The organism is uncultured Shewanella sp. (assembly GCF_947497935.1).
Lineage (GTDB): Bacteria > Pseudomonadota > Gammaproteobacteria > Enterobacterales > Shewanellaceae > Shewanella.
Genome location: NZ_CANMIO010000015.1, coordinates 55,985 through 74,543 on the forward strand (window position 1 = coordinate 55,985; position 18,559 = coordinate 74,543).

General features: G+C 44.6%; 16 protein-coding genes and 1 riboswitch. Of the genes, 7 read left to right on the forward strand and 9 right to left on the reverse strand.

Annotation, left to right across the window (positions count from 1 at the left end):
* Positions 1–5: 5 nt before the first annotated feature.
* The 4 genes from Q1A86_RS15865 to Q1A86_RS15880 form a co-directional block, all read right to left on the reverse strand.
* A complete protein-coding gene (locus tag Q1A86_RS15865; RefSeq protein ID WP_299808445.1) occupies positions 6–734 on the reverse strand; it encodes an HDOD domain-containing protein in 729 nt (242 codons plus the stop codon).
* A 613-nt stretch (positions 735–1,347) separates the two neighbouring features.
* Positions 1,348–1,953, reverse strand: coding sequence for an arylesterase (locus tag Q1A86_RS15870; RefSeq protein ID WP_299808448.1), 606 nt, complete (start codon positions 1,951–1,953; stop codon positions 1,348–1,350).
* 107 nt (positions 1,954–2,060) lie between these two features.
* Positions 2,061–3,914: a TonB-dependent receptor gene (locus Q1A86_RS15875; RefSeq protein ID WP_299808451.1), complete on the reverse strand. Its 1,854-nt coding sequence runs from the start codon at positions 3,912–3,914 to the stop codon at positions 2,061–2,063.
* A gap of 120 nt (positions 3,915–4,034) precedes the next feature.
* Positions 4,035–4,256, reverse strand: a riboswitch (cobalamin riboswitch).
* 232 nt (positions 4,257–4,488) lie between these two features.
* Positions 4,489–5,136: a hypothetical protein gene (locus tag Q1A86_RS15880; RefSeq protein ID WP_299808453.1), complete on the reverse strand. Its 648-nt coding sequence runs from the start codon at positions 5,134–5,136 to the stop codon at positions 4,489–4,491.
* Positions 5,137–5,395: 259 nt separating this feature from the next.
* On the opposite strand from Q1A86_RS15880, the gene Q1A86_RS15885 reads away from it, so the two are divergent.
* Positions 5,396–5,773: a BlaI/MecI/CopY family transcriptional regulator gene (locus Q1A86_RS15885; RefSeq protein ID WP_299808456.1), complete on the forward strand. Its 378-nt coding sequence runs from the start codon at positions 5,396–5,398 to the stop codon at positions 5,771–5,773.
* The gene (locus Q1A86_RS15890; RefSeq protein WP_299808459.1) at positions 5,770–6,963 is read left to right on the forward strand and encodes a M56 family metallopeptidase; all 1,194 of its coding nucleotides are present in this window, start codon (positions 5,770–5,772) and stop codon (positions 6,961–6,963) included. The genes Q1A86_RS15885 and Q1A86_RS15890 overlap by 4 nt, the downstream gene beginning before the upstream one ends.
* A 79-nt stretch (positions 6,964–7,042) precedes the next feature.
* Here the strand turns inward: Q1A86_RS15890 and Q1A86_RS15895 are convergent, their stop codons facing one another.
* Complete coding sequence (locus Q1A86_RS15895; protein ID WP_299808462.1) at positions 7,043–7,810, reverse strand: hypothetical protein; 768 nt, start codon at positions 7,808–7,810, stop codon at positions 7,043–7,045.
* Between the two features lie 205 nt (positions 7,811–8,015).
* On the reverse strand, positions 8,016–8,537 hold the full coding sequence (locus Q1A86_RS15900; RefSeq protein WP_299808465.1) for an NADPH-dependent FMN reductase: 522 nt from the start codon (positions 8,535–8,537) through the stop codon (positions 8,016–8,018).
* 206 nt (positions 8,538–8,743) lie between these two features.
* Between Q1A86_RS15900 and Q1A86_RS15905 the strand changes: the two genes are divergently transcribed.
* Both Q1A86_RS15905 and Q1A86_RS15910 read left to right on the forward strand, forming a co-directional pair.
* The gene (locus tag Q1A86_RS15905) at positions 8,744–9,637 is read left to right on the forward strand and encodes a LysR family transcriptional regulator (protein WP_299808468.1); all 894 of its coding nucleotides are present in this window, start codon (positions 8,744–8,746) and stop codon (positions 9,635–9,637) included.
* A gap of 157 nt (positions 9,638–9,794) precedes the next feature.
* A complete protein-coding gene (locus Q1A86_RS15910; protein ID WP_299808472.1) occupies positions 9,795–11,963 on the forward strand; it encodes a cation:dicarboxylase symporter family transporter in 2,169 nt (722 codons plus the stop codon).
* A gap of 69 nt (positions 11,964–12,032) precedes the next feature.
* Here Q1A86_RS15910 and Q1A86_RS15915 read toward each other — a convergent pair whose 3' ends face one another.
* Positions 12,033–12,755 carry a pseudouridine synthase gene (locus tag Q1A86_RS15915; RefSeq protein ID WP_299808474.1) on the reverse strand — a complete coding sequence of 241 codons (723 nt, stop codon included), beginning with the start codon at positions 12,753–12,755 and terminating at the stop codon, positions 12,033–12,035.
* A 202-nt stretch (positions 12,756–12,957) separates the two neighbouring features.
* Between Q1A86_RS15915 and pyrC the strand changes: the two genes are divergently transcribed.
* Positions 12,958–13,995 (forward strand): dihydroorotase, encoded by a 1,038-nt coding sequence (gene pyrC, locus Q1A86_RS15920; protein WP_299808477.1) that lies wholly within the window; start codon positions 12,958–12,960, stop codon positions 13,993–13,995.
* 283 nt (positions 13,996–14,278) lie between these two features.
* Complete coding sequence (locus tag Q1A86_RS15925) at positions 14,279–14,623, forward strand: DUF3718 domain-containing protein (RefSeq protein WP_299808482.1); 345 nt, start codon at positions 14,279–14,281, stop codon at positions 14,621–14,623.
* Between the two features lie 93 nt (positions 14,624–14,716).
* On the opposite strand, the gene Q1A86_RS15930 is transcribed toward Q1A86_RS15925, so the two are convergent.
* Together Q1A86_RS15930 and Q1A86_RS15935 are read right to left on the reverse strand one after the other, a co-directional pair.
* Positions 14,717–15,496 (reverse strand): CLCA_X family protein, encoded by a 780-nt coding sequence (locus tag Q1A86_RS15930; protein WP_299808484.1) that lies wholly within the window; start codon positions 15,494–15,496, stop codon positions 14,717–14,719.
* A gap of 53 nt (positions 15,497–15,549) precedes the next feature.
* A complete protein-coding gene (locus Q1A86_RS15935; RefSeq protein WP_299808487.1) occupies positions 15,550–16,563 on the reverse strand; it encodes an AraC family transcriptional regulator in 1,014 nt (337 codons plus the stop codon).
* Between the two features lie 143 nt (positions 16,564–16,706).
* On the opposite strand from Q1A86_RS15935, the gene Q1A86_RS15940 reads away from it, so the two are divergent.
* Positions 16,707–18,446: an amidohydrolase family protein gene (locus Q1A86_RS15940; RefSeq protein ID WP_299808490.1), complete on the forward strand. Its 1,740-nt coding sequence runs from the start codon at positions 16,707–16,709 to the stop codon at positions 18,444–18,446.
* Positions 18,447–18,559 lie beyond the last annotated feature (113 nt).

Consider the following 18,559-nt stretch of genomic DNA (forward strand, 5'->3'; position numbering starts at 1 on the left):
GGTTTCTATATTGCCTTAAGCAATAAATTTCTCTTGGTTAGTACCCGTCTCAATACTAGGCCTGGAGAATTAGCATTATGTGTTTGTCGTAAATTATGAGCAATCATAAACTCACCACTTAGATCATCGTCTAATCCTAATGATTCAAAGGCTTCTAGGGTCAATGTTTGCTGCTGATCTTCAATCACAGACTTAAGCAAGCTTAACGGATAAGGCTCGACTAACTCCGAATTTAAATAGGCAAATGCGGTCAGTGCGATGATGTCACCGAACACGCTAAACAGAGCCAATGTTTGCACTTCATCAGGATTAATCTGTACGCTATCCATTTGATATAACTGATCGACGGCATCTACTGCAATCGCTTCTGTCATTGCCCAGTAACCGTGAACGAGTTTCTTGTACGGTTCATTGAGCTCGTCTAAACGCTCTTTCAGGTAAAAAGTAAAAGCATAACGATAAATATTAACTTGGCCCAAGCGCACTAAGGCGTCTTTTAAGGAACGATTCTTACTCGACTGAGCCGTTGCGTGATCAGCACTATTACTTCGCCATAGTAGGTGAGCAGATAACGCAGGATCAGACGAAACGATATCAATGACATTGCGAATATCACCGTCTGCAATAATAGCTTTTTTCAATGGGATAAGGATCCCTCGACGTCCAATTACCTGCTCTTCATTGCTGATAATGGCACGTACTTGAGTAAATACTTGCTGCTCAAGATCTGTCATGTGAAACGTTAAACCTTATTCTTCTAATCATTATCGCAAACTACTTCATACTGCTGGGGTGACATCTATAAGTAGATTGATTATATGTACATTTGTTTTGGTTAAATTAACCCATAATATGACGTCAAAGGTCAAGTCATATAATACCAATCAGTGTAAGAATTTGCCCTACTCAGAGCATTTTTGGCAAACTAATTCAAGGCGAATAGTGGAAAGAATGGTTATTCCCTTATGAAGCTGTTTAACGCAGAAATCGGCAGCCAAAAACGCTCTGAGCAAATCTTTATACTGATTGGTATAAAGCATTACCTTAACAAGTTTCTCCTATTTATGGCGTATTAATTTACACCAGCTGATGAAATGTGTGATTGAACTAGCAATCCGCAACCAGACTGAGGCCTTTTACTTCACTCAGAGCGTTTTCCACAGGAATAATCCACTAACATAAGCTGCTATAGCAATCAGTATAAGAAGCAGATTTACTCAGAACGTTTTTGGGCAAACTGATTCAAGGCGAGCAAACGAAAGAATAGCTATTCTCTGGTGAAATTATTCAACGCAGAACTCGGCCATCTCCAGATGGCGAACAAGTCTTTATACTGATTAGCAATGACTATATCGCCTGATAAATCGCCTCAGCCAACGCAGAATACCCCTCATCGTTTAGGTGTATAGCATCAGACTTTTTACTCGGGCTTCTCAATAGACTACTCAAGATATCTTCGACAAGGACAAGTTGATATTGCTCGGCTAATTCCGCATAAATCGGTGAGGGGGAAAGGAATAAGCTCTTTTGCGGCACGGCCACCAGCAAAATGGGGATCTGCTTTGCCTGCGCTGTCTCAATCATCTGCGCTAAGTTAGCTTTAGTCGTTGCTAGCGGTTGATTACGCAGAAAGTCATTACCGCCCTCAAGTAAGATTAACAGCTCAGGATCATGACGAGCGAGTAACTGAGCTAAGCGCTTTTTCCCCCCCGATGTTGTTTCGCCTGACACCCCAGCATTGATCACTTCAAAGCCACTTATTCCTGCAAGTTGGCTCGGATAATCTTGCCCCTTACTCGCACCAACACCATAGGTCAGGCTGTCACCAAAGGCTAACACTCGTGCGTTTTCGGACAAAGCTGGAATACTGGCGCCCGAGCAAGCCTTTAATAACAGCAGTAACAAGATGATGAGAGAGCGACTAAATGGCCTCAGTATCGACAAGTATTTCATTGCTATGCCCATGTTTAAGTTTATGTTTAAGTTTGCCTATTTATAGCATAAAAAAGCCAGACGCTATGTCTGGCTTTGTTGTAGCAATCGCGATACCTCAGCGATGATTAAAACGCTTGGTAACTAACGCTAAAGAATAACTCTCTTCCTGGACTAAAGTAGTTTTGATCGGAAATGATCTCTTCATCAAACAGGTTATTCGCCTTTAAGCGTAAGCTCCACACGTCATCAATTTGGTAACCAAGACTCAAATCCAACTTATGATAGGCATCTAAGTACTGCTCATAACCAGCATAACGTTTACCTTGGTAATGATAGTTAGCCAACAGGTCAAATTGCTGCCAAGTGTAGCTTAATAAATAGTTAAACTCATTCTCGCTACGACCAATCAGTTGCTCATCAGTTTGCTTGTTCTCTGCATCAAGGTAGGTATACCCCAATTGATGTTCGAGGCTAAGCAACTCAAAGTTAGCCGACAATTCGATTCCGCTGATCTCAGCTTTATTAATATTGGCAGGCTTCCAAATATCCCAACCGTAATCGTCTTGCTCACCCGTAGGAGCCCAAGCAATCAGGTTATCGATAGTATTTTTAAATACGCTAATATAGGCGCGAAGATCTTGGTTATTAAAATGCAAAGCAAGTTCATAACTCTCTGCGGTTTCCGAGATCAAGTCTGGATTGCCTGAGTCTGGCCAGTAGAGATCGTTAAAGGTTGGTGCTTTAAAAGCCGTACCCGTTGTCGCTGCTAGGCGCCACTGATCGTTAAACTGATAGGCAAGACTGGCATTATATGAGGTTTCGCTATCGATATTTTCTACATCATCGTAACGTACTGCCACTTCTGCTAGCAGCTTGCTCCATTGCTTCTGTACTAATGCGTATGCGCCAAAAAGATCACGCTGGTCTTCGGCGTAGTCACCTCGAACTTGCTCTCTTGACCAATCGATACCGCCAGTAATCGTGAGATCGTCTGCCGCTAAATACTGATTGCTCCAGTTAACTTGATCGCGCTTAGTTTCAAACTCAGCGATGGCAACACTGGCATCATCACCGCGGAAGTTCTCATTTGAATCCTGTGACTGGCTCACAGCTAGCTTACTCGTGAACTGTTCACGACTGTACTGCGTAGCTAGACTCCAAAGGTAGTTCTCATAATCTGACTCATCGGCCGAACCCGAAGCGTAGATATCATCGTATTGAGTATTGCCCTTGTCATACTGACCATTCCAAAGTGCTTGCCAATTTTGATTAATCTGCTGCGAACCTTTAAGTGAAAGTGCATTACGCTTGTAGCCATCATCATCGTTCTCAGCTTCGGCGCCATTATACACATCATAGCCGTCGGACTGTTCGTGGTTAACAGCAAGTGTAGTGCTGCCCTCGCCATGACTCATACCAGCGCCAAATGAGCCTCGTACATAGTCGTCGCTACCGTATTCAGCTCCAGCAAACCACTCGCCACCTTTAAGCTCACGAGTAAATATTTGAATAACACCGCCGATAGCGTCACTGCCCCATACTGACGCACGAGGACCCTTAAGCACTTCTATACGTTCAATGTTCTCAGGAGATAAAGTGTTAAAACTGACTGTACCTAAAGTTGCAGAGCCGACCTTAACCCCGTCAACTAGCACTAGGACATGGTTTGAATTACTACCGCGAACGCTAATAGAAGTTGCCTGCCCCGCGCCGCCGTTACGAGAGACACTGACTCCAGGAAGCGTTTCTAGTACATCGGCAACCGATTTAGGGTTGAGACGAACAATCTCTTCGCGCTCAATCGTATTGATAACAGTCAGCTGCTGATCTGCAGTTCTGTCAAAGCGTGAACCTGTTACGGTAATCGTTTCATCGATTGTTGCTGAGGTTGCTCCGAGATCGTCGGCCGAAACAGAGAATGCAGTAAAGCTGATAAAACTGCTAACTAGCAGTGCGATTTTAGAGGGTTGTGTTCCCATTTACCTTTGACTCCTAAAGGAAAACGGGGCAAAAACGTCACGGTGACTCGAGCAATGAATGACAAGTGCCATTATATATTGCTCATTAATTGCCGCATTTCGAGATCTGCCCGCCGAAATCATCGAAATCACTTGCTTGGCCGGTCTCCGGACTTAGGTTCTGTGTTACAAAGTAACACTCAAGAACAAGCTTTAAACGCCTATCCGTTAAGGCGCGCTTGTCTCTCACCATTCACCGTTGCGGGGGCAGTGTCAGAATCTAACTGACTTCCCGATTATCCTTACTACCTTGCGGTATAAGTTACTGCTGTAACTTAAGGCACCAATAAAGTTGACTAAAATAGTATTTTTTCTAATAGCATGCTTTTTAATAGCATGATGCTTATCACTCAAGAGTAAAAAAGCGCCACTTTTGAGAGTGCGCGCATTATAGACGTCTATACGGTTAAATGTCTAACTTAACTATATTTTAAAATCCCAATTTTAGACGAAGAATATTCAGCCACCAAATGACATCAGTACATTTACTTTAAATATCAGTCTGATAAGGCTTAGTTTTTAAGTCGGTTAAGGCTTAATATAGGCTCAGAGGTGTGATGGTCGACAGGAATTCTTGGTGGTTATCTGCTTGGATCGGCAGATTCTGCTTAGTGAAGGCCTCGCCTCGTATCGATTTATGGATTAAATACAGATCCTGCTTTCCTCTTACAGCAATGTAATGCCCTATCTCTCCTTGAGTGACAACCTCTTTAGCGCTAATCGCTTCAGCCGACTTAAGATGAGAGTTAGCCATTTTTGTACAGCCTATGATCGCACTGGCTGTTTCATGGTCATTAAGCGGCTCACTCGGTAAGTCTTCAAGGACTGTCTCGCCTTGGCAACTTTCAAAATACACCGCCGCCATCGTCTCTAGGAATGCTTGTGGACTCACATCTTCTGCAACGCCTTTAAAGCCCTGAACACACAGCATAGATGACCAAGTATGTAACGCCTGAGATGCTGGAACAAACTCAGCAGAGTACATAGTACCTTGCTGCTGTGAATAGGCTAACTTCCAATCTAGTGGCAAGTTAAAGTTAAGAGTTTGGCTAAATATCGCTAACTGTTGAGGGGCTTTAGCCACTTGCGTCTTAGTTGGCTCAGCGCTTACCCCAAAAGACGGAATAGCTAAAAAAATGGCACTCAGCATACCCGTGGCTATGTGAGGAAAGTATGAAGTCATACCTTTACAAACCTTATTGAGGATAGTTTTATGGGCGGTATTCTATCTGCACATAGGTAAAAGCGACACCTAAATAATTACCTTTATGAAACATACCTCTACATTTCGCTGAACAAGCGCAACCTTTAAGCCCTTACTTAACAAAGACTTATGTCGCAACACCTAATCAAGATTAAAAAACACACCACAAATCACTTGCACAATGTGATTACATTTGTAATCTTAATTATAAATTACAAGCGTAATCGAAGAGAAAGCAATGAAAGAGATCAGTAATGCAGAGCTGTGTGTACTCAATATCCTGTGGCAATCCTCACCAATTAGTGCCAGCGATGTCATAGCTGAACTCTCTCGCACTAATGACTGGCATGAGAAAACCGTAAAAACATTACTCAACCGCCTAGTAAAGAAGCAAGCCATTGGCTTTGAAAAGCAGGGCCGATCCTACCTTTATAGTCCGCTCATCAACCAGAGTGAATATCAACTCAAGGAGAGTGAGTCTTTTATCCAACGCTTATTCTCAGGCAAAGTCGCGCCCTTAGTCGCCGGATTTGCTAAGCAGAATAAGCTCAGTGCTGAAGATGTTGATGAGCTACAACAACTAATTGATACATGGAAGAAGGATAACAAGTCATGATGCTATGGATGGCGCAGCAGACCCTTTTGCTCTCGTTAGTGTGCGGTGGCTTACTCTTAAGTCACCGTTTATTACAGCAGCACCTTGGTGCTCACAAAACTTATCATCTGTGGCTTGCCATTCCCGCACTACTCATCAGTTCTGCGATAATGGCGCTGCTCCCCTCCCCCTTTAGCGCAGTGCAAGCTGAGCAACTGGCTCACTACAGTGTGATGGCCAGTAAGGCCATCGCATCGGTTAAAAGCACAGATTATGCCGAGATATTACTGTTTATATGGTTAATTGGCGTGGGCTCGATGTTCTGCTTACTGTTATTGCAAGCCATTGGGTTAAAGCGCATATTGCGTACTGCGAAACCTGTCGAGCATCAACAAGCTACGCTGCCGACATTTCAACACCCCAGTGTGCAGTCGCCCATGCTGGTAGGTATTCGCAATGCCAAGATCTTACTTCCGGCTAATTTTAATCGCTTATCGGATGATGAGCAGCACTCGATAATCGCTCATGAGCAGTACCACCATCAGCGCCGAGATCTAATCAGCAACTTACTGGCTTATCTAGTCCTAACCTTGTTTTGGTTCAACCCTCTTTGTTGGCTGGCTTACCGACGCTTTAGAGACGATCAAGAGTTGTCCTGTGATGCCCATGTCACCCGTGCATTAAGCAAGCAACAAAAGATTAGTTATAGCCAAGTGCTATTAGCTTACTCCCAGCAAGCTCATCACGGCTTGCTACACACTCACTATGGAAATAAAAACATACTCAAGGAGCGTATAATGCAAATGAAAACCTCTCAGAAAGGACAAAGTGGCTTAGCCATTATCGGCCTCACTATCTGCCTCGGCCTAAGCGGCCTACTACTGAATCAACAAGTACAAGCTGGTGCTCACGAGCATAACGACATTCATCCCTTGACCCGTGTTGAACCTAAATATCCAATTCAGGCGGCCAAGGCTCACCAAAGCGGTTTTGTTCAGTTGAAGTTTGACATCAGTCCCAGCGGCGCTGTGAGTAATGTTAGCGTGATAGAGTCATCACCAGAGGCAATATTTGATAAGTCAGCGGTTACCGCACTTAAGCAATGGCGCTATAAAGAATCAGCGAAGGGACTCGAAGGGGCAAAAGTGCAGCTCGACTTTATGATAGAGCCACCAGCAACCGATGTTGAGCGCATTAAAGTGACGCCTTAAGCTAGGGTAAAAATTGAAAGCTAACACTATGTGGTCATAGCGTTAGCTTTTATCTTTGTAGATCGATTATTGATAAGAACTATTTAGTCTTCATCGACATCTCATCGACTAAACGATAAACCGTATAAGTCGTCGACTTAAAGTTTTCAGACCAATCTTCAAGAAGCTCTTCAGCCTTGTCCTCGTTGGACATATGTTTGGCTAACGCCTGTGCAAAGGAGCTATCTGGTGGTGTCATTTCGGCATAATTTCTATAGGGGATCACTAAGCTTAATCCCCCTTTACCGCCAATGCGTTGTCCCCAAACCCACGAGTATGGCCACTTCATCGCTATAGCACTGTCGCTAAGTATTTTCTTCATCGCTTCAACGTCTTTCCATTGCCCCATCTTGACGCGATAATCCGTCACAGCAAAGTAGCGATAGCCTTCCTCTTCTGGCCAATGACTATTGGCAAAATCGATCCGAGTATAGAAGTGCTCGTAACGCGCAACATACTGATCCACGTTGGCGTACCAATGCTCGAGTATCTTGTTATCAGACTGCCACTTTTGGTATGCATCGACATCGTTCCATTTGGTGCAGCAATATCGGACGATATAACGATCCATTCTTGTTCCTATTGTTGGACGATAGACTTTCCACTCTCTGGCGTCATTTTTTTCGGTGCGAAATTGAATGTGTTTTTTAAAGGCAGTCTCAAATTGAGCTTCTTGCCCAGGGTTAGGGATCATCACCCAAACATCAGCTAATGAGTCAGGCTTATCCTCCGCAGCTTGTACCGATAATGTCAGACTAAATAAGATAGCCAGACTCAGCACTAAGCCTTTTAAAATAGAGTTTTTCATTACATCTATCCTTTTCTATGAGTTATTTAACAATCCGATTTATAGCGAATCACAAAAACAAAGAGTAATAGGGAAGAAAATAAGATGCTGTAAATCGAAAGGCGTAATAAAGCCTAGCAAGGATTGAGCGATTGTGCGGAATATTGAGGGCATGCAGTAAACACAAAAAAAGCGAATGCTCGGCATTCGCTTTTTCAACTTGATGCTACAACAGTGCTATCGCAGTCTTCAACTTGTCTTCTAGATCTGAATTACGCAGTTGCAGCTTCTCCATATCGAAGTTATCGAAGAAGCTTGGAATTGACAGCGTAGCTTTTACATCTGCGGCAAAGTAAGGCGCAGATCCTGCCGCTGCTGCGAGTACAGTTGCAGCTCCACCAGGTCCTGGAGACGTCGCAAGCAATACCATCGGCTTATTCTGGAATACCTTCATATCGATACGCGATGTCCAGTCAAACAAGTTTTTGTAGGCCGCAGTGTATGAACCATTATGTTCGGCAAACGAAATGATAATGGCATCGGCCTCACCAATTTTGGCAAAGAACTTTTGCGCCTGCTCAGGCTGGCCTAACTCCTCCTCTCTATCTTGACTAAAAATAGGCATTTCGTAGTCATTAATATCAAGGATTTCAACGTCGGCACCGTCCACTAATGAAGCGGCATAAGTCGCAAGTTGTTTGTTAATTGACTTAGAACTGCTACTTGCTGCAAAGGCTAATAGTTTCATAATAGGACTCTCTATTCTGTTGGCTTATGCTGACGGCAACCCATCAGCACCTTTTATTTAATTATCACTGTAACCATTAGCACCAAGGCTAAGTTTTGAGCGACAACCCGATGTAGAGCAGTGTATATTAGATGCTAATTGTGATTAATAACCTAAAAAGATATTAACTATTTCCATATAACTATTAATCAGAGCGTGGTCTAAGAATGAATAAACTGTTTGATGGTATCGTGATATTTGTACAAGTGGTTAAGAGTGGTGGCTTCTCCGCAGCGGCCGAGGCCTTAGGGCACTCTACCTCCTATGTCAGCAAAGAGGTCAATAAACTGGAGGCTAGACTCGGGGTGCGTCTGCTCAATAGAACCACTCGCTCGATAGGCCTAACTCCTGAGGGAGATGCCTATTATCAGCAATGCCAACAATTAATTAGCGATGCAGAGCAGGCTATAGGCTTAATCACTCAGCATGACGTGAGCCCTCGTGGAGTACTAAAACTCAGTTGCCCAGTAGGTTTTGCAGGGCAACACCTCAAGCCAATTATCTCCGAATACCTACAGCGTTACCCCAATGTCAGTTTAGATTTAGATCTAAGCGATAAGCGTACCGATGTGATTGCCGATGGTTATGACTTAGTAATTAGGGCATCGTCACAGCTAGAGGAATCGAGTTTAATCTGTCGCAAGCTCTATAGCTGCAAAGCTTATACCGTGGCCTCGAAGGAATACATTTCACGCCATGGAAAACCTCATCATCCTAGAGAGCTAGAGACACATAATGGTATCTGTTACTCCAATCATAAACAGCCAAGCAAATGGGATTATGTGGACCATGACGGCAAACACTTTTCGGTAGACATTAGGCCTAAGATCCTCTGCAACAATGGCAACATGCAGCTAGAAATGGCACTTGCAGGACATGGCATCACTCGCTTACCTAACTTCTATATGCAAGGTGAACTCGAAAGTGATCAGTTAGAGATCCTATTTGACAGCTTTCCTAGCGCCAATATCGACGTCTTTGTGGTTTACCCAAGCCGCAAACATCTGTCGCCTAAAGTCAGGGCCTTTATCGATCTGGCCGCCGAACGACTAGGAGGATAGCCATCCACCAATGTTAACCTTTATGGTTATTTTTTAAATAAATGACTTTAAAGTTAACCATCTACAAACTTATAATCAAACAGCCCCTCCCCTGCGGCAAAGTAGCATTCGGCCAAGACGCATTCTTAGGGGGATTCAAACTATTTAGGTGACTTGTGTGCTAAAAAAAATTCTCACTATGACTAGCTCGACCCAGATGTTAGTGGCCATGTTTGTCGGTTTTGCTGTAGGTCTGTTTTTCGGTGAATCCGTTGGTTGGATGGGCACGATAGGCACCAGCGTCATTCTGCTTATGCAGATGACTGTTCTACCCTATATTGTGGTCTCCTTGGTTGGGGGCATAGGCAAGCTGCAAAAGAGTACCGCTAAGCTTATCTTTAGCCGCGCAGGCCTTATCATGTTACTGCTTTGGTTGCTGGCAATCGTCATGATAGCTCTCATGCCACTGTCTTTTCCCGTTGTCGAATCGGCGTCATTTTTCAGTACCAGCAGTATCGAACCAGTCACCCCTATCGATTATTTCAAGCTGTATATTCCCTCGAACCCTTTCGAATCAATGGCCGATGGCTACGTTCCCGCCATGGTGGTATTCAGTATCGCCATGGGGCTGGCGTTAATCGGTATGCAGGGTGAGAATAAACAGCAAATTTTAACCTTTATGCATACTAGCTCAGAGATCTTCTCGCGCATCACCCAAGGCCTAGTCAAGATCCTACCTATCGGTATTTTTGCCATGTCGGCTTCGGCGGCCGGGACCATGGGGGTCGACGAGTTTGCCAGTATGCAGGTGTATTTGATCAGCTATTTTGTGCTGTGTTTATTGCTGACCTTCTGGGTTCTGCCTTGGATTGTGGCCTCACTGACGCCAATCACTTTTGCTCAAGCGCTGCGAATTTCAAAGTCGAGCCTAGTCACCGCCTTTGCTACAGGTAACATCTTTATCGTGATCCCTGTGATTGTCGAAGAGTGTAAGCAGGTGATGCGTGAGCACGACGACTTGTGTGAAGACGGCGCCACCTTAATTGAGATTTTAGTGCCAATCGCCTTCACTTTCCCAAATATCGGTAAGCTCACGGTGATTATGTTTGTCTATTTTGCGGGTTGGTTTAACGGCACGCCAGTAGATATTGCCAGTATTCCATCATTATCTATCAGTGGCCTATTAGCACTATTTGGCAGTGTGTATGTGGCTATTCCCTTTATGCTGGACCTCGTCAAACTCCCCGCCGACCTGTTCCAGCTATTTGTTATGTCAGGGTTTATTACCGGTAAATTTAACTCTATTGCCGCGGTGATGAACTTGTTTGTGCTGACCTTGCTGACGGCTTCACTGTTTCAAAAGTCACTCAAGCTCCGTCCGCCACAACTTATCAAGATGGGCATAGGGATAGGTGCTAGCGTATTGGTTACATTGATTGTTTGCCGTGTCGGTATGGGGATGTTTATTCACAGTCCTGAGATCACCAGCGGCGTGATAGCCAATATGCAGGTGGCCGACAAGGTGCCAACCAAAGTTAATCGCCAGTTCCCGGTCCTTGGGAAAACACCGGCAACACCGAACCGTGGCGTGCAGGCTATCAGGGATGCGGGAACACTCAGAGTCGGTTATATCCCAAGTAATGTACCTTTTAGTTACTATAACAATAGTGGGAACTTGGTCGGCTTCGATACTGCGATGGCGACTAAGCTTGCCGAAGACTTAAAGGTCAAAATCGAATTCATTCCCTTTAAGAAAGACCAGCTTGCCGCATCGTTAAAGGCAGGGTTCTTCGACATTGCCATGTCGGGACTCGCCATGGATATCGAGCAGATGGATGCCCTTAGTTATGCCAATCCAGTGCTTGAATTAAACATAGCCATTGCGACGAGGGACCATCTGGTCAACGAGTTCAAGAGCAATGAGAAGATTAAAGAGATGCGTAATATGACTATCGCTTATGTTGAGCATAGCGATACCATTGAGGAAGCCAAACATTTCGCCCCCAATATCAAATTTGTTAAAATTGAAGGCTATAAAGACTTCTTTAGACAGAAGAAACATAAGTATGACGCGGTCGTGATCAGCGCTCAGGCAGGCTCAGCTTGGACCCTGTTCTTTCCTGGATACGGCATTGCCTTGCTAGAGAACCAATCCCGCTACCCTGTAGCCTATGCCGTTGCGCAAAACAATCAGTCGCTGCTCAATTACATCAATAATTGGCAAAGGTTACGCAAGGTAGATGGTACTAAAGAGGCTATCTATGATTATTGGATGCTGGGTAAAGGCGCCGAAAAAGTGCAGCCTCGCTGGTCGATAATCCGAGATGTACTGCACTGGGTGGATTAAGCTCACTAAAAAGCCCTTAACCTGTTTAGGTTAAGGGCTTTTATTATAATCACAGTAACGAGTATTGAGTTAAAGGCTTGATTGTGGCGTCGGATTCGATAATTGGTGAACCTCTTCCTCGCTAAGATAACGCCACTCACCGACCTTAAGATCTAGACTTAACTCACCAATTTGCTCTCGGTGTAAACCGTTAACCCGATTACCCACCGCGGCAAACATGCGCTTGACCTGATGATACTTGCCCTCGGTAATAGTGAGTAGCACCTCCTTGGGCGTGACCACCTCAAGTTTGGCAGGCTGTGTTAATGCCTTTTCGTTTTGTAGCTGTAATCCTTGGGCAAACCTTGCAATTACCTCAGCCGAGCCATCAATTGTGATTGGGTCACGTAGCGTCACCCGGTAAGTTTTTTCACACTTTTTATCCGGCCGGATAATATCAAACGACCAGCGGCCATCATCGGTCAACAAGACTAACCCTGTGGTATCGGCATCGAGTCGCCCCACAATATGCAAATCCTCAACCCTGTCGATATCGACATAGCGAAATAGGCTTGGGTAATCACCATCGACATTAGAGCTTAAGGTATGTATCGGCTTATGCAGCATGATATAGCGAGAAGGCCGCGCCAATAACCTTTGGCCCCTATAGCGCACAACATTGTTTTCATGCACCTGAAACCGCACATCTGAGATGGGCTCACCGTTAACGCTCACCTCACCACACTCGATACATTCGCTAGCCTGGATGCGATTAAGCTCGGTACTCTTACAGACAAATTTATCTAAACGCATGTCACTCTGTTATCACTTCTTATATAGCGGAATTATCGCAAGCAGTAAAAATTGCACAAGTCTTCATTTAAAAAAGACCTGTATTTATGCGCTCTAGTAGAGGTTCAGCTATTAAGCGGCCGCGATTTCAGGCACAATAGCGCCCTAAGAAAAAGCTTATAAAAAGCTGTCGTATTTTGTCGTAAACGCTTAGGAACCTACAATGACGCAAATCACCCTACTTACTCCTGACGATTGGCACCTTCATTTTCGCGATGGCGATATGTTGCAAGAAACTGTTCCCGCAACCGCGAGATTGTTCCAACGCGCAATTGTCATGCCTAACCTATTACCACCTGTCACCGATGCCAAGATGGTAACTGAGTACCGTGAGCGTATTTTAGCGGCGCGACCAGCGGGTTCGACCTTCGAACCGCTAATGACAATATTCTTAACCAACAACACCACAGAGCAAGACATCATTGATGCTAAAGCCGCTGGCGTTGTTGCAGCAAAGCTTTACCCAGCTGGAGCGACCACAAACTCAGATGCTGCAGTAAAAGCTCTCGATGCGCTATTTCCTGTGTTTGAAGCTATGGCTAAGCACGGTATGTTGTTATTGGTTCACGGTGAAGTGACTGAATCGCATATCGATATTTTCGACCGCGAAGCCATGTTCATCGAGCGCTACCTTGCCCGCATCGTGGCGTCGTTCCCAACGTTAAAGGTGGTATTCGAGCACATCACCACTAAAGATGCAGCTGACTTTGTAATGTCGGCAGCTGACAATGTGGCAGCTACGATTACCCCACAACACCTACTGCTAAACCGTAATGACCTGCTAGTTGGTGGCGTACGTCCGCACAACTTCTGCTTACCTGTTCTTAAGCGCAGCACTCACCAAGAGGCGTTACGCGCAGCAGTTGCTACTGGCTCAAGCAAGTTCTTCTTAGGCACAGATTCAGCGCCCCACGAAAAGCACCGTAAAGAATCAGCATGTGGCTGTGCAGGCTGCTACAGCGCCTGGAGTGCATTAGAGCTATACGCTCAGGTCTTTGATGATTTGGGCGCTCTCGATAAGCTTGAAGGCTTTGCTAGCAAACATGGTCCTGATTTTTATGGCCTACCTCGCAACACCAGCACGGTCACCCTAGTCAAAGAAAAGTGGACAGTACCGAGCGAAATCATCTTGCCAAACGGTAACCCAATTGTTCCTTTCTTCGCCGGAGAAGAGGTGAACTGGAAAGTGAAAACCGCTTAACAAGCTAAGGTCGCAATAGTTAAACTCACGCTTTTGTTAAGAATAGAAGCCCGCTTATTGCGGGCTTTTTGTTTTTATTTAATCTCGAGATGTGTCTAATTGTCTCTATCCCTATGCCAAATACACACATTGTTACCTCAAGACATCAACTGAATTGAGAATAAGATAAAGATACATTTGTATACAAAGTTAGCACATCATTTCTCATCACTTTGCGCTTAACTAGCCTCATGCAAACGCATAGCTTAAAGCAACTTTAAGTCTCACACGCAAGGAGCAACCGATGAAGAAACTATTACCATTAACCGCGATTGTACTCACCTCAATCACCTTTAATGCATCAGCAGCAATGGACCCTGCTATAGAAAAGAAGCTTATCGCCGTCTGTAAGACAGGCTTGAGTGATAACCTATTCTTATACAGCAGAACGATGCTCGAAAATAAGATCGACAAACGTAGAATATTTCCAAGATTAGTCTGTAACGGACAGAGCTTTCATGACTTTGCGCTGTCTAATGGCGCAAACAAAATTGCCAGCAAGATAGCCCATTACGATCCAGGCACGACTTCAATTATCGATTTGGCACAGAATTCACAATCTAGCAGCCAATACTCAGTAAGCTTCTAATTGACTTTGCCAGTATGATGAAAAGGAATAATGCCTTGGCATCGTACTGGTATCGATACATTCCCTAACGTCAACTAACCAAACAAACGTACTTCACTCCCGCCCTAATGCTTCACCCAAAGGTTCAAAATAGGCGATAAGAGCCTTAAAAATTCCCTCTCTATGTTCAAGAGTCGGATATCCACCCGCATCAAATAGTGATGACTTTAAAGTCTCATCTACTAGATAGGGATTACTAATGTCTTGATAAGATTCGATGCAAGACTCAAAGGCCCGTGCCATTAACTCGGTTGGCTTCGAAAAATACTGAGTACCATACTGTTTATCCAGAGCGACGGCTCGATTGACATAGTCATGGCCGTCTTCACCATTGTCACTCAGCATCACCACTTCAAACACCCGCTCAAGGCGACGATTGAGCGGATGAGCAATCGGTTTGACATCCGCAAGCCAACTATGGCTCGCAAAGGATATGCCTCGTCCTGATGTATGAAACGACTTAGGAGCGATATAGTGGTCAAACGCGTGCCAAAACTCATGGGCTAGCGCCCCCGCGCCAGCGTTTTTAGCCAGCGCCAACTCACGCCTGTGCGGCGCATAATGAGCTTGCACACCTTTTTGGCCACCACTACCAAAAGCAAGATTTAAGGTTTCACGTAGACCCAGTGCTTTTGGGGGAAGCTTTAAAATAAACGCCAAATCAGCCAAGGAATCAAAAATCAGATTTGCGGCCTTATCGCGCTCCTCGTTCTCCACCCACTTACCCAAGCGAATATGCCCAAGACCAAACACCTGCTTGATATCGACAAAACTGACCTGTTCATCGAAGCGATAATCGGGGCCGATACGGGTGTAGCTGCGGCTTTTTAACACTCACGTCTCCTGATGGCTTGGGTTGAATGATTATAATCTCGCAAACCTTTCAGTTACAGACTATTTCGGCTCAGCTTACGCCATTGCAAAGGAGAGTGTCCCACAGTCTGTTTAAAGGATTTCGAAAAAGCGCTAACACCACTGTAGCCAAGCATTTCTGACAGCAAGGTAATATCAATATGACTCGATGTTAAATGCCAACAAGCCGTACTCACCCTCACTTCTGCTAACAAGGCTTTAAAAGTCAATCCGTGTATTGCTAAGCGTCGTTGCAAGGTACGGCGATTCATATTCAACATCGCCGCTATTTCATTAATATTAGCGTTATGCATACCCATGGTTTGCAAGATAAGAGTTTTAACCTTACGCTCGATATCATCGCCGAGTTGCCCTACCAATAACTCTAAATAGGCTTCAGCTTGATTCCTATTTAGATCCGATACCACTTGCAGTGGCTGAGTTAAGTAGCTGTTATTGATTATAAGCCTGTCATTTTCCTGATTAAAGACTACTGGGCATTCAAAATACTTCCGGTAAATACCTGCGTCTGAAATCTCAGCATGGGCAAACTCCAGCCGCTCTAATTTCACCTGACTACCAATCAGTGTTTTAATTAAGCCCAAACACACACCAAAGGAGAGCTCTTTATATTGCCTAGCATGATTAATATCTTGAAAGACTTGGTAGCGCTCAATGGAAACCGACAGGTTAAACTCCCTAAGCATCCAGTACTCACCGTGGCTGTGAATCGCCATATAGCGCTGCGCATATATTAACGCCTCTCGCACAGAACGACTCGATTGAATAATTAATCCCACAGCGCCAAGCATATCAATTCCTTGCTTAGCCGCTAATCGCAAGCCAAAATCGTTGCAACTTAGCTGTTCTGATGCAAGCTCGAGCAAATTAATCATGCTAGAAAAGGCGATTAAATTATCAGGATTACGCAGATCTTGTGCCATTAACTGACATTGGTTAAGTAGGCTATTGATATCCCCCCCCAGCTCCGCCACTAAAGTGTCGATGCCCGATAACGAGGCGCTACGAATAAAATACTCTTGCTGCATAAACCTATCTGCTGGAAAGTTACCGTGATTAGATAGTCGCCAATTTGTCGCCAAATGACAAGAATGTTCATTGTAGTCATCCTAATCTGAAATTGTCGAATCGATAAACATAATAAGAACAATTACCAACATTCGGAGTTTCTATGTCTGCATACGATACAATCATTAAGGGAGGTCGATACTTTGATGGAACTGGCGCTAAGTCGTCTATTCAAAATATCGCAATAAAAAACGGCAAGATAACCAAGATATCCAGCGCTGCGATCGAGGAAACTAATTGCAGCCATGTTATTGATGCTCATGAAAAGTGGGTAATGCCTGGCTTTATCGACACCCATACTCATTATGATGCAGAGTTGATTGTGAGTCCTAGCTTGTCAGAATCCGTACGTCACGGTGTAACGACCGTACTCGTAGGCAGTTGCTCGTTAAGCATGGTTTGCAGTGAGTATGAAGATGCCTCTGATATCTTCACCAGAGTGGAGACTGTGCCACGAGAAAAAGTTCTGCCGATTTTAAAGCAACACAAGACCTGGAGTACGCCCAAACAGTGGGTAGAGTTTATACAAAACCATCCTCTAGGTCCTAATGTTGTCAGTATGCTTGGCCACAGCGATTTACGCGCGGGTGTAATGGGGTTAAGCCGCGCCACCGATCTGAACATTACCCCCACAGAAACCGAAATGCGTAAGATGGAAAGCTTACTCAAAGAGTCACTAGAGGTCGGCTTTCTCGGTCTATCAACCATGTGCCTTAAGTGGGATAAAATTGATGGCAACCGTGAGTGGTCAAAAAGCTTACCTAGCACTTACGCCAAATGGAAAGAGGTGTCACGCCTAAACAATTTGGTACGAGAATATGATCGAGTCCACCAAGGTGCCCCCAACGCAGCCGCTATTTTGCAAATCAATCAATATATGCGTGAGTGTATGGGCATTTTCAAAAAACGTCTCAAGACGACACTGATTAGCCGCATGGATCTGAAAGGCAGCGTGTATTTGAGTAAAATAACTAACCTTGCAGCAAGAGTGACCAACTTCTTTAACGGCGACTTTCGCTGGCAAGTACTGCCAACTCCTTTCACCGTGTATGCAGACGGTATTGATGTCGTCTTCTTTGAAGAGTTTGGCGCGGGTGAATTAGCACTGGATTTAAAAGATAACATCGCCCGCAATGAACTCCTTAAAGACGAGAAGTACCGCCGTGATTTTAGAAAGTTCTACGGAGAAAAACTCAGCCCACGCGTATGGCAAAGAGACTTCGGCGACGCCATTATTCTAGCATGCCCAGATGAAACGATTGTTGGCAAAAACTTTGCTGAAGTCGCCAAGGGTAAGCAGATCCATGTGGTCGACCTTTTCCTAGACTTAGTGGTGCAATATGGCACGGATCTTCGTTGGTACACCACAGTTGCCAACCATCGTAAGCACGTATTGAAAAAAATGGTAAAAGATAAGAAATCGTTAATTACCTTCAGTGATGCCGGAGCTCATATTCGCAATATGGCATTTTATAATCTTCCATTGAGAATGCTTAAGCTCGTCAACGAAAGTATCCATGAAAACCAAGCTATCATGTCAATGGAGCAAGCAGTGTATCGCATGACTGGCGATCAGGCTCAGTGGTTTGGGATCGATGCAGGGCGCATTCATGAAGGGGATAGAGCCGATGTGGTAGTTATTAACCCAAGCCAATTCAATCAAAACCTTGAGCAAGTCAGTTGGGGCGAAATGGAAAACTTCGATTTACAGCGGTTAGTTAACCGAAATCCCGGCCTAGTCGAGCAAGTTTTCATTAATGGTAAACTCGCCTGTGAACATGACCAAATAAGCCCCGAGTTAGGGAGGAGTATGGACTATGGCAGCTATATTCCCGCTCATTAATAGCGAGGAAAAATAACACTTGTAAGTTCATCGAGTAATAAGCACTAGACAAGCCGCAAGCAGCTATTCGCGATTGCGGCTTCCACCTACTCTAGCCTACATACTCACTTAGA

Coding starts and splice junctions, on each gene's coding strand:
- Q1A86_RS15865 (WP_299808445.1), bottom strand. CDS start 734: ATGACAGATCTTGAGCAGCAAGTATTTACTCAAGTACGTGCCATTATC.
- Q1A86_RS15870 (WP_299808448.1), bottom strand. CDS start 1,953: ATGAAATACTTGTCGATACTGAGGCCATTTAGTCGCTCTCTCATCATC.
- Q1A86_RS15875 (WP_299808451.1), bottom strand. CDS start 3,914: ATGGGAACACAACCCTCTAAAATCGCACTGCTAGTTAGCAGTTTTATC.
- Q1A86_RS15880 (WP_299808453.1), bottom strand. CDS start 5,136: ATGACTTCATACTTTCCTCACATAGCCACGGGTATGCTGAGTGCCATT.
- Q1A86_RS15885 (WP_299808456.1), top strand. CDS start 5,396: ATGAAAGAGATCAGTAATGCAGAGCTGTGTGTACTCAATATCCTGTGG.
- Q1A86_RS15890 (WP_299808459.1), top strand. CDS start 5,770: ATGATGCTATGGATGGCGCAGCAGACCCTTTTGCTCTCGTTAGTGTGC.
- Q1A86_RS15895 (WP_299808462.1), bottom strand. CDS start 7,810: ATGAAAAACTCTATTTTAAAAGGCTTAGTGCTGAGTCTGGCTATCTTA.
- Q1A86_RS15900 (WP_299808465.1), bottom strand. CDS start 8,537: ATGAAACTATTAGCCTTTGCAGCAAGTAGCAGTTCTAAGTCAATTAAC.
- Q1A86_RS15905 (WP_299808468.1), top strand. CDS start 8,744: ATGAATAAACTGTTTGATGGTATCGTGATATTTGTACAAGTGGTTAAG.
- Q1A86_RS15915 (WP_299808474.1), bottom strand. CDS start 12,755: ATGCGTTTAGATAAATTTGTCTGTAAGAGTACCGAGCTTAATCGCATC.
- pyrC (WP_299808477.1), top strand. CDS start 12,958: ATGACGCAAATCACCCTACTTACTCCTGACGATTGGCACCTTCATTTT.
- Q1A86_RS15925 (WP_299808482.1), top strand. CDS start 14,279: ATGAAGAAACTATTACCATTAACCGCGATTGTACTCACCTCAATCACC.
- Q1A86_RS15935 (WP_299808487.1), bottom strand. CDS start 16,563: ATGCAGCAAGAGTATTTTATTCGTAGCGCCTCGTTATCGGGCATCGAC.
- Q1A86_RS15940 (WP_299808490.1), top strand. CDS start 16,707: ATGTCTGCATACGATACAATCATTAAGGGAGGTCGATACTTTGATGGA.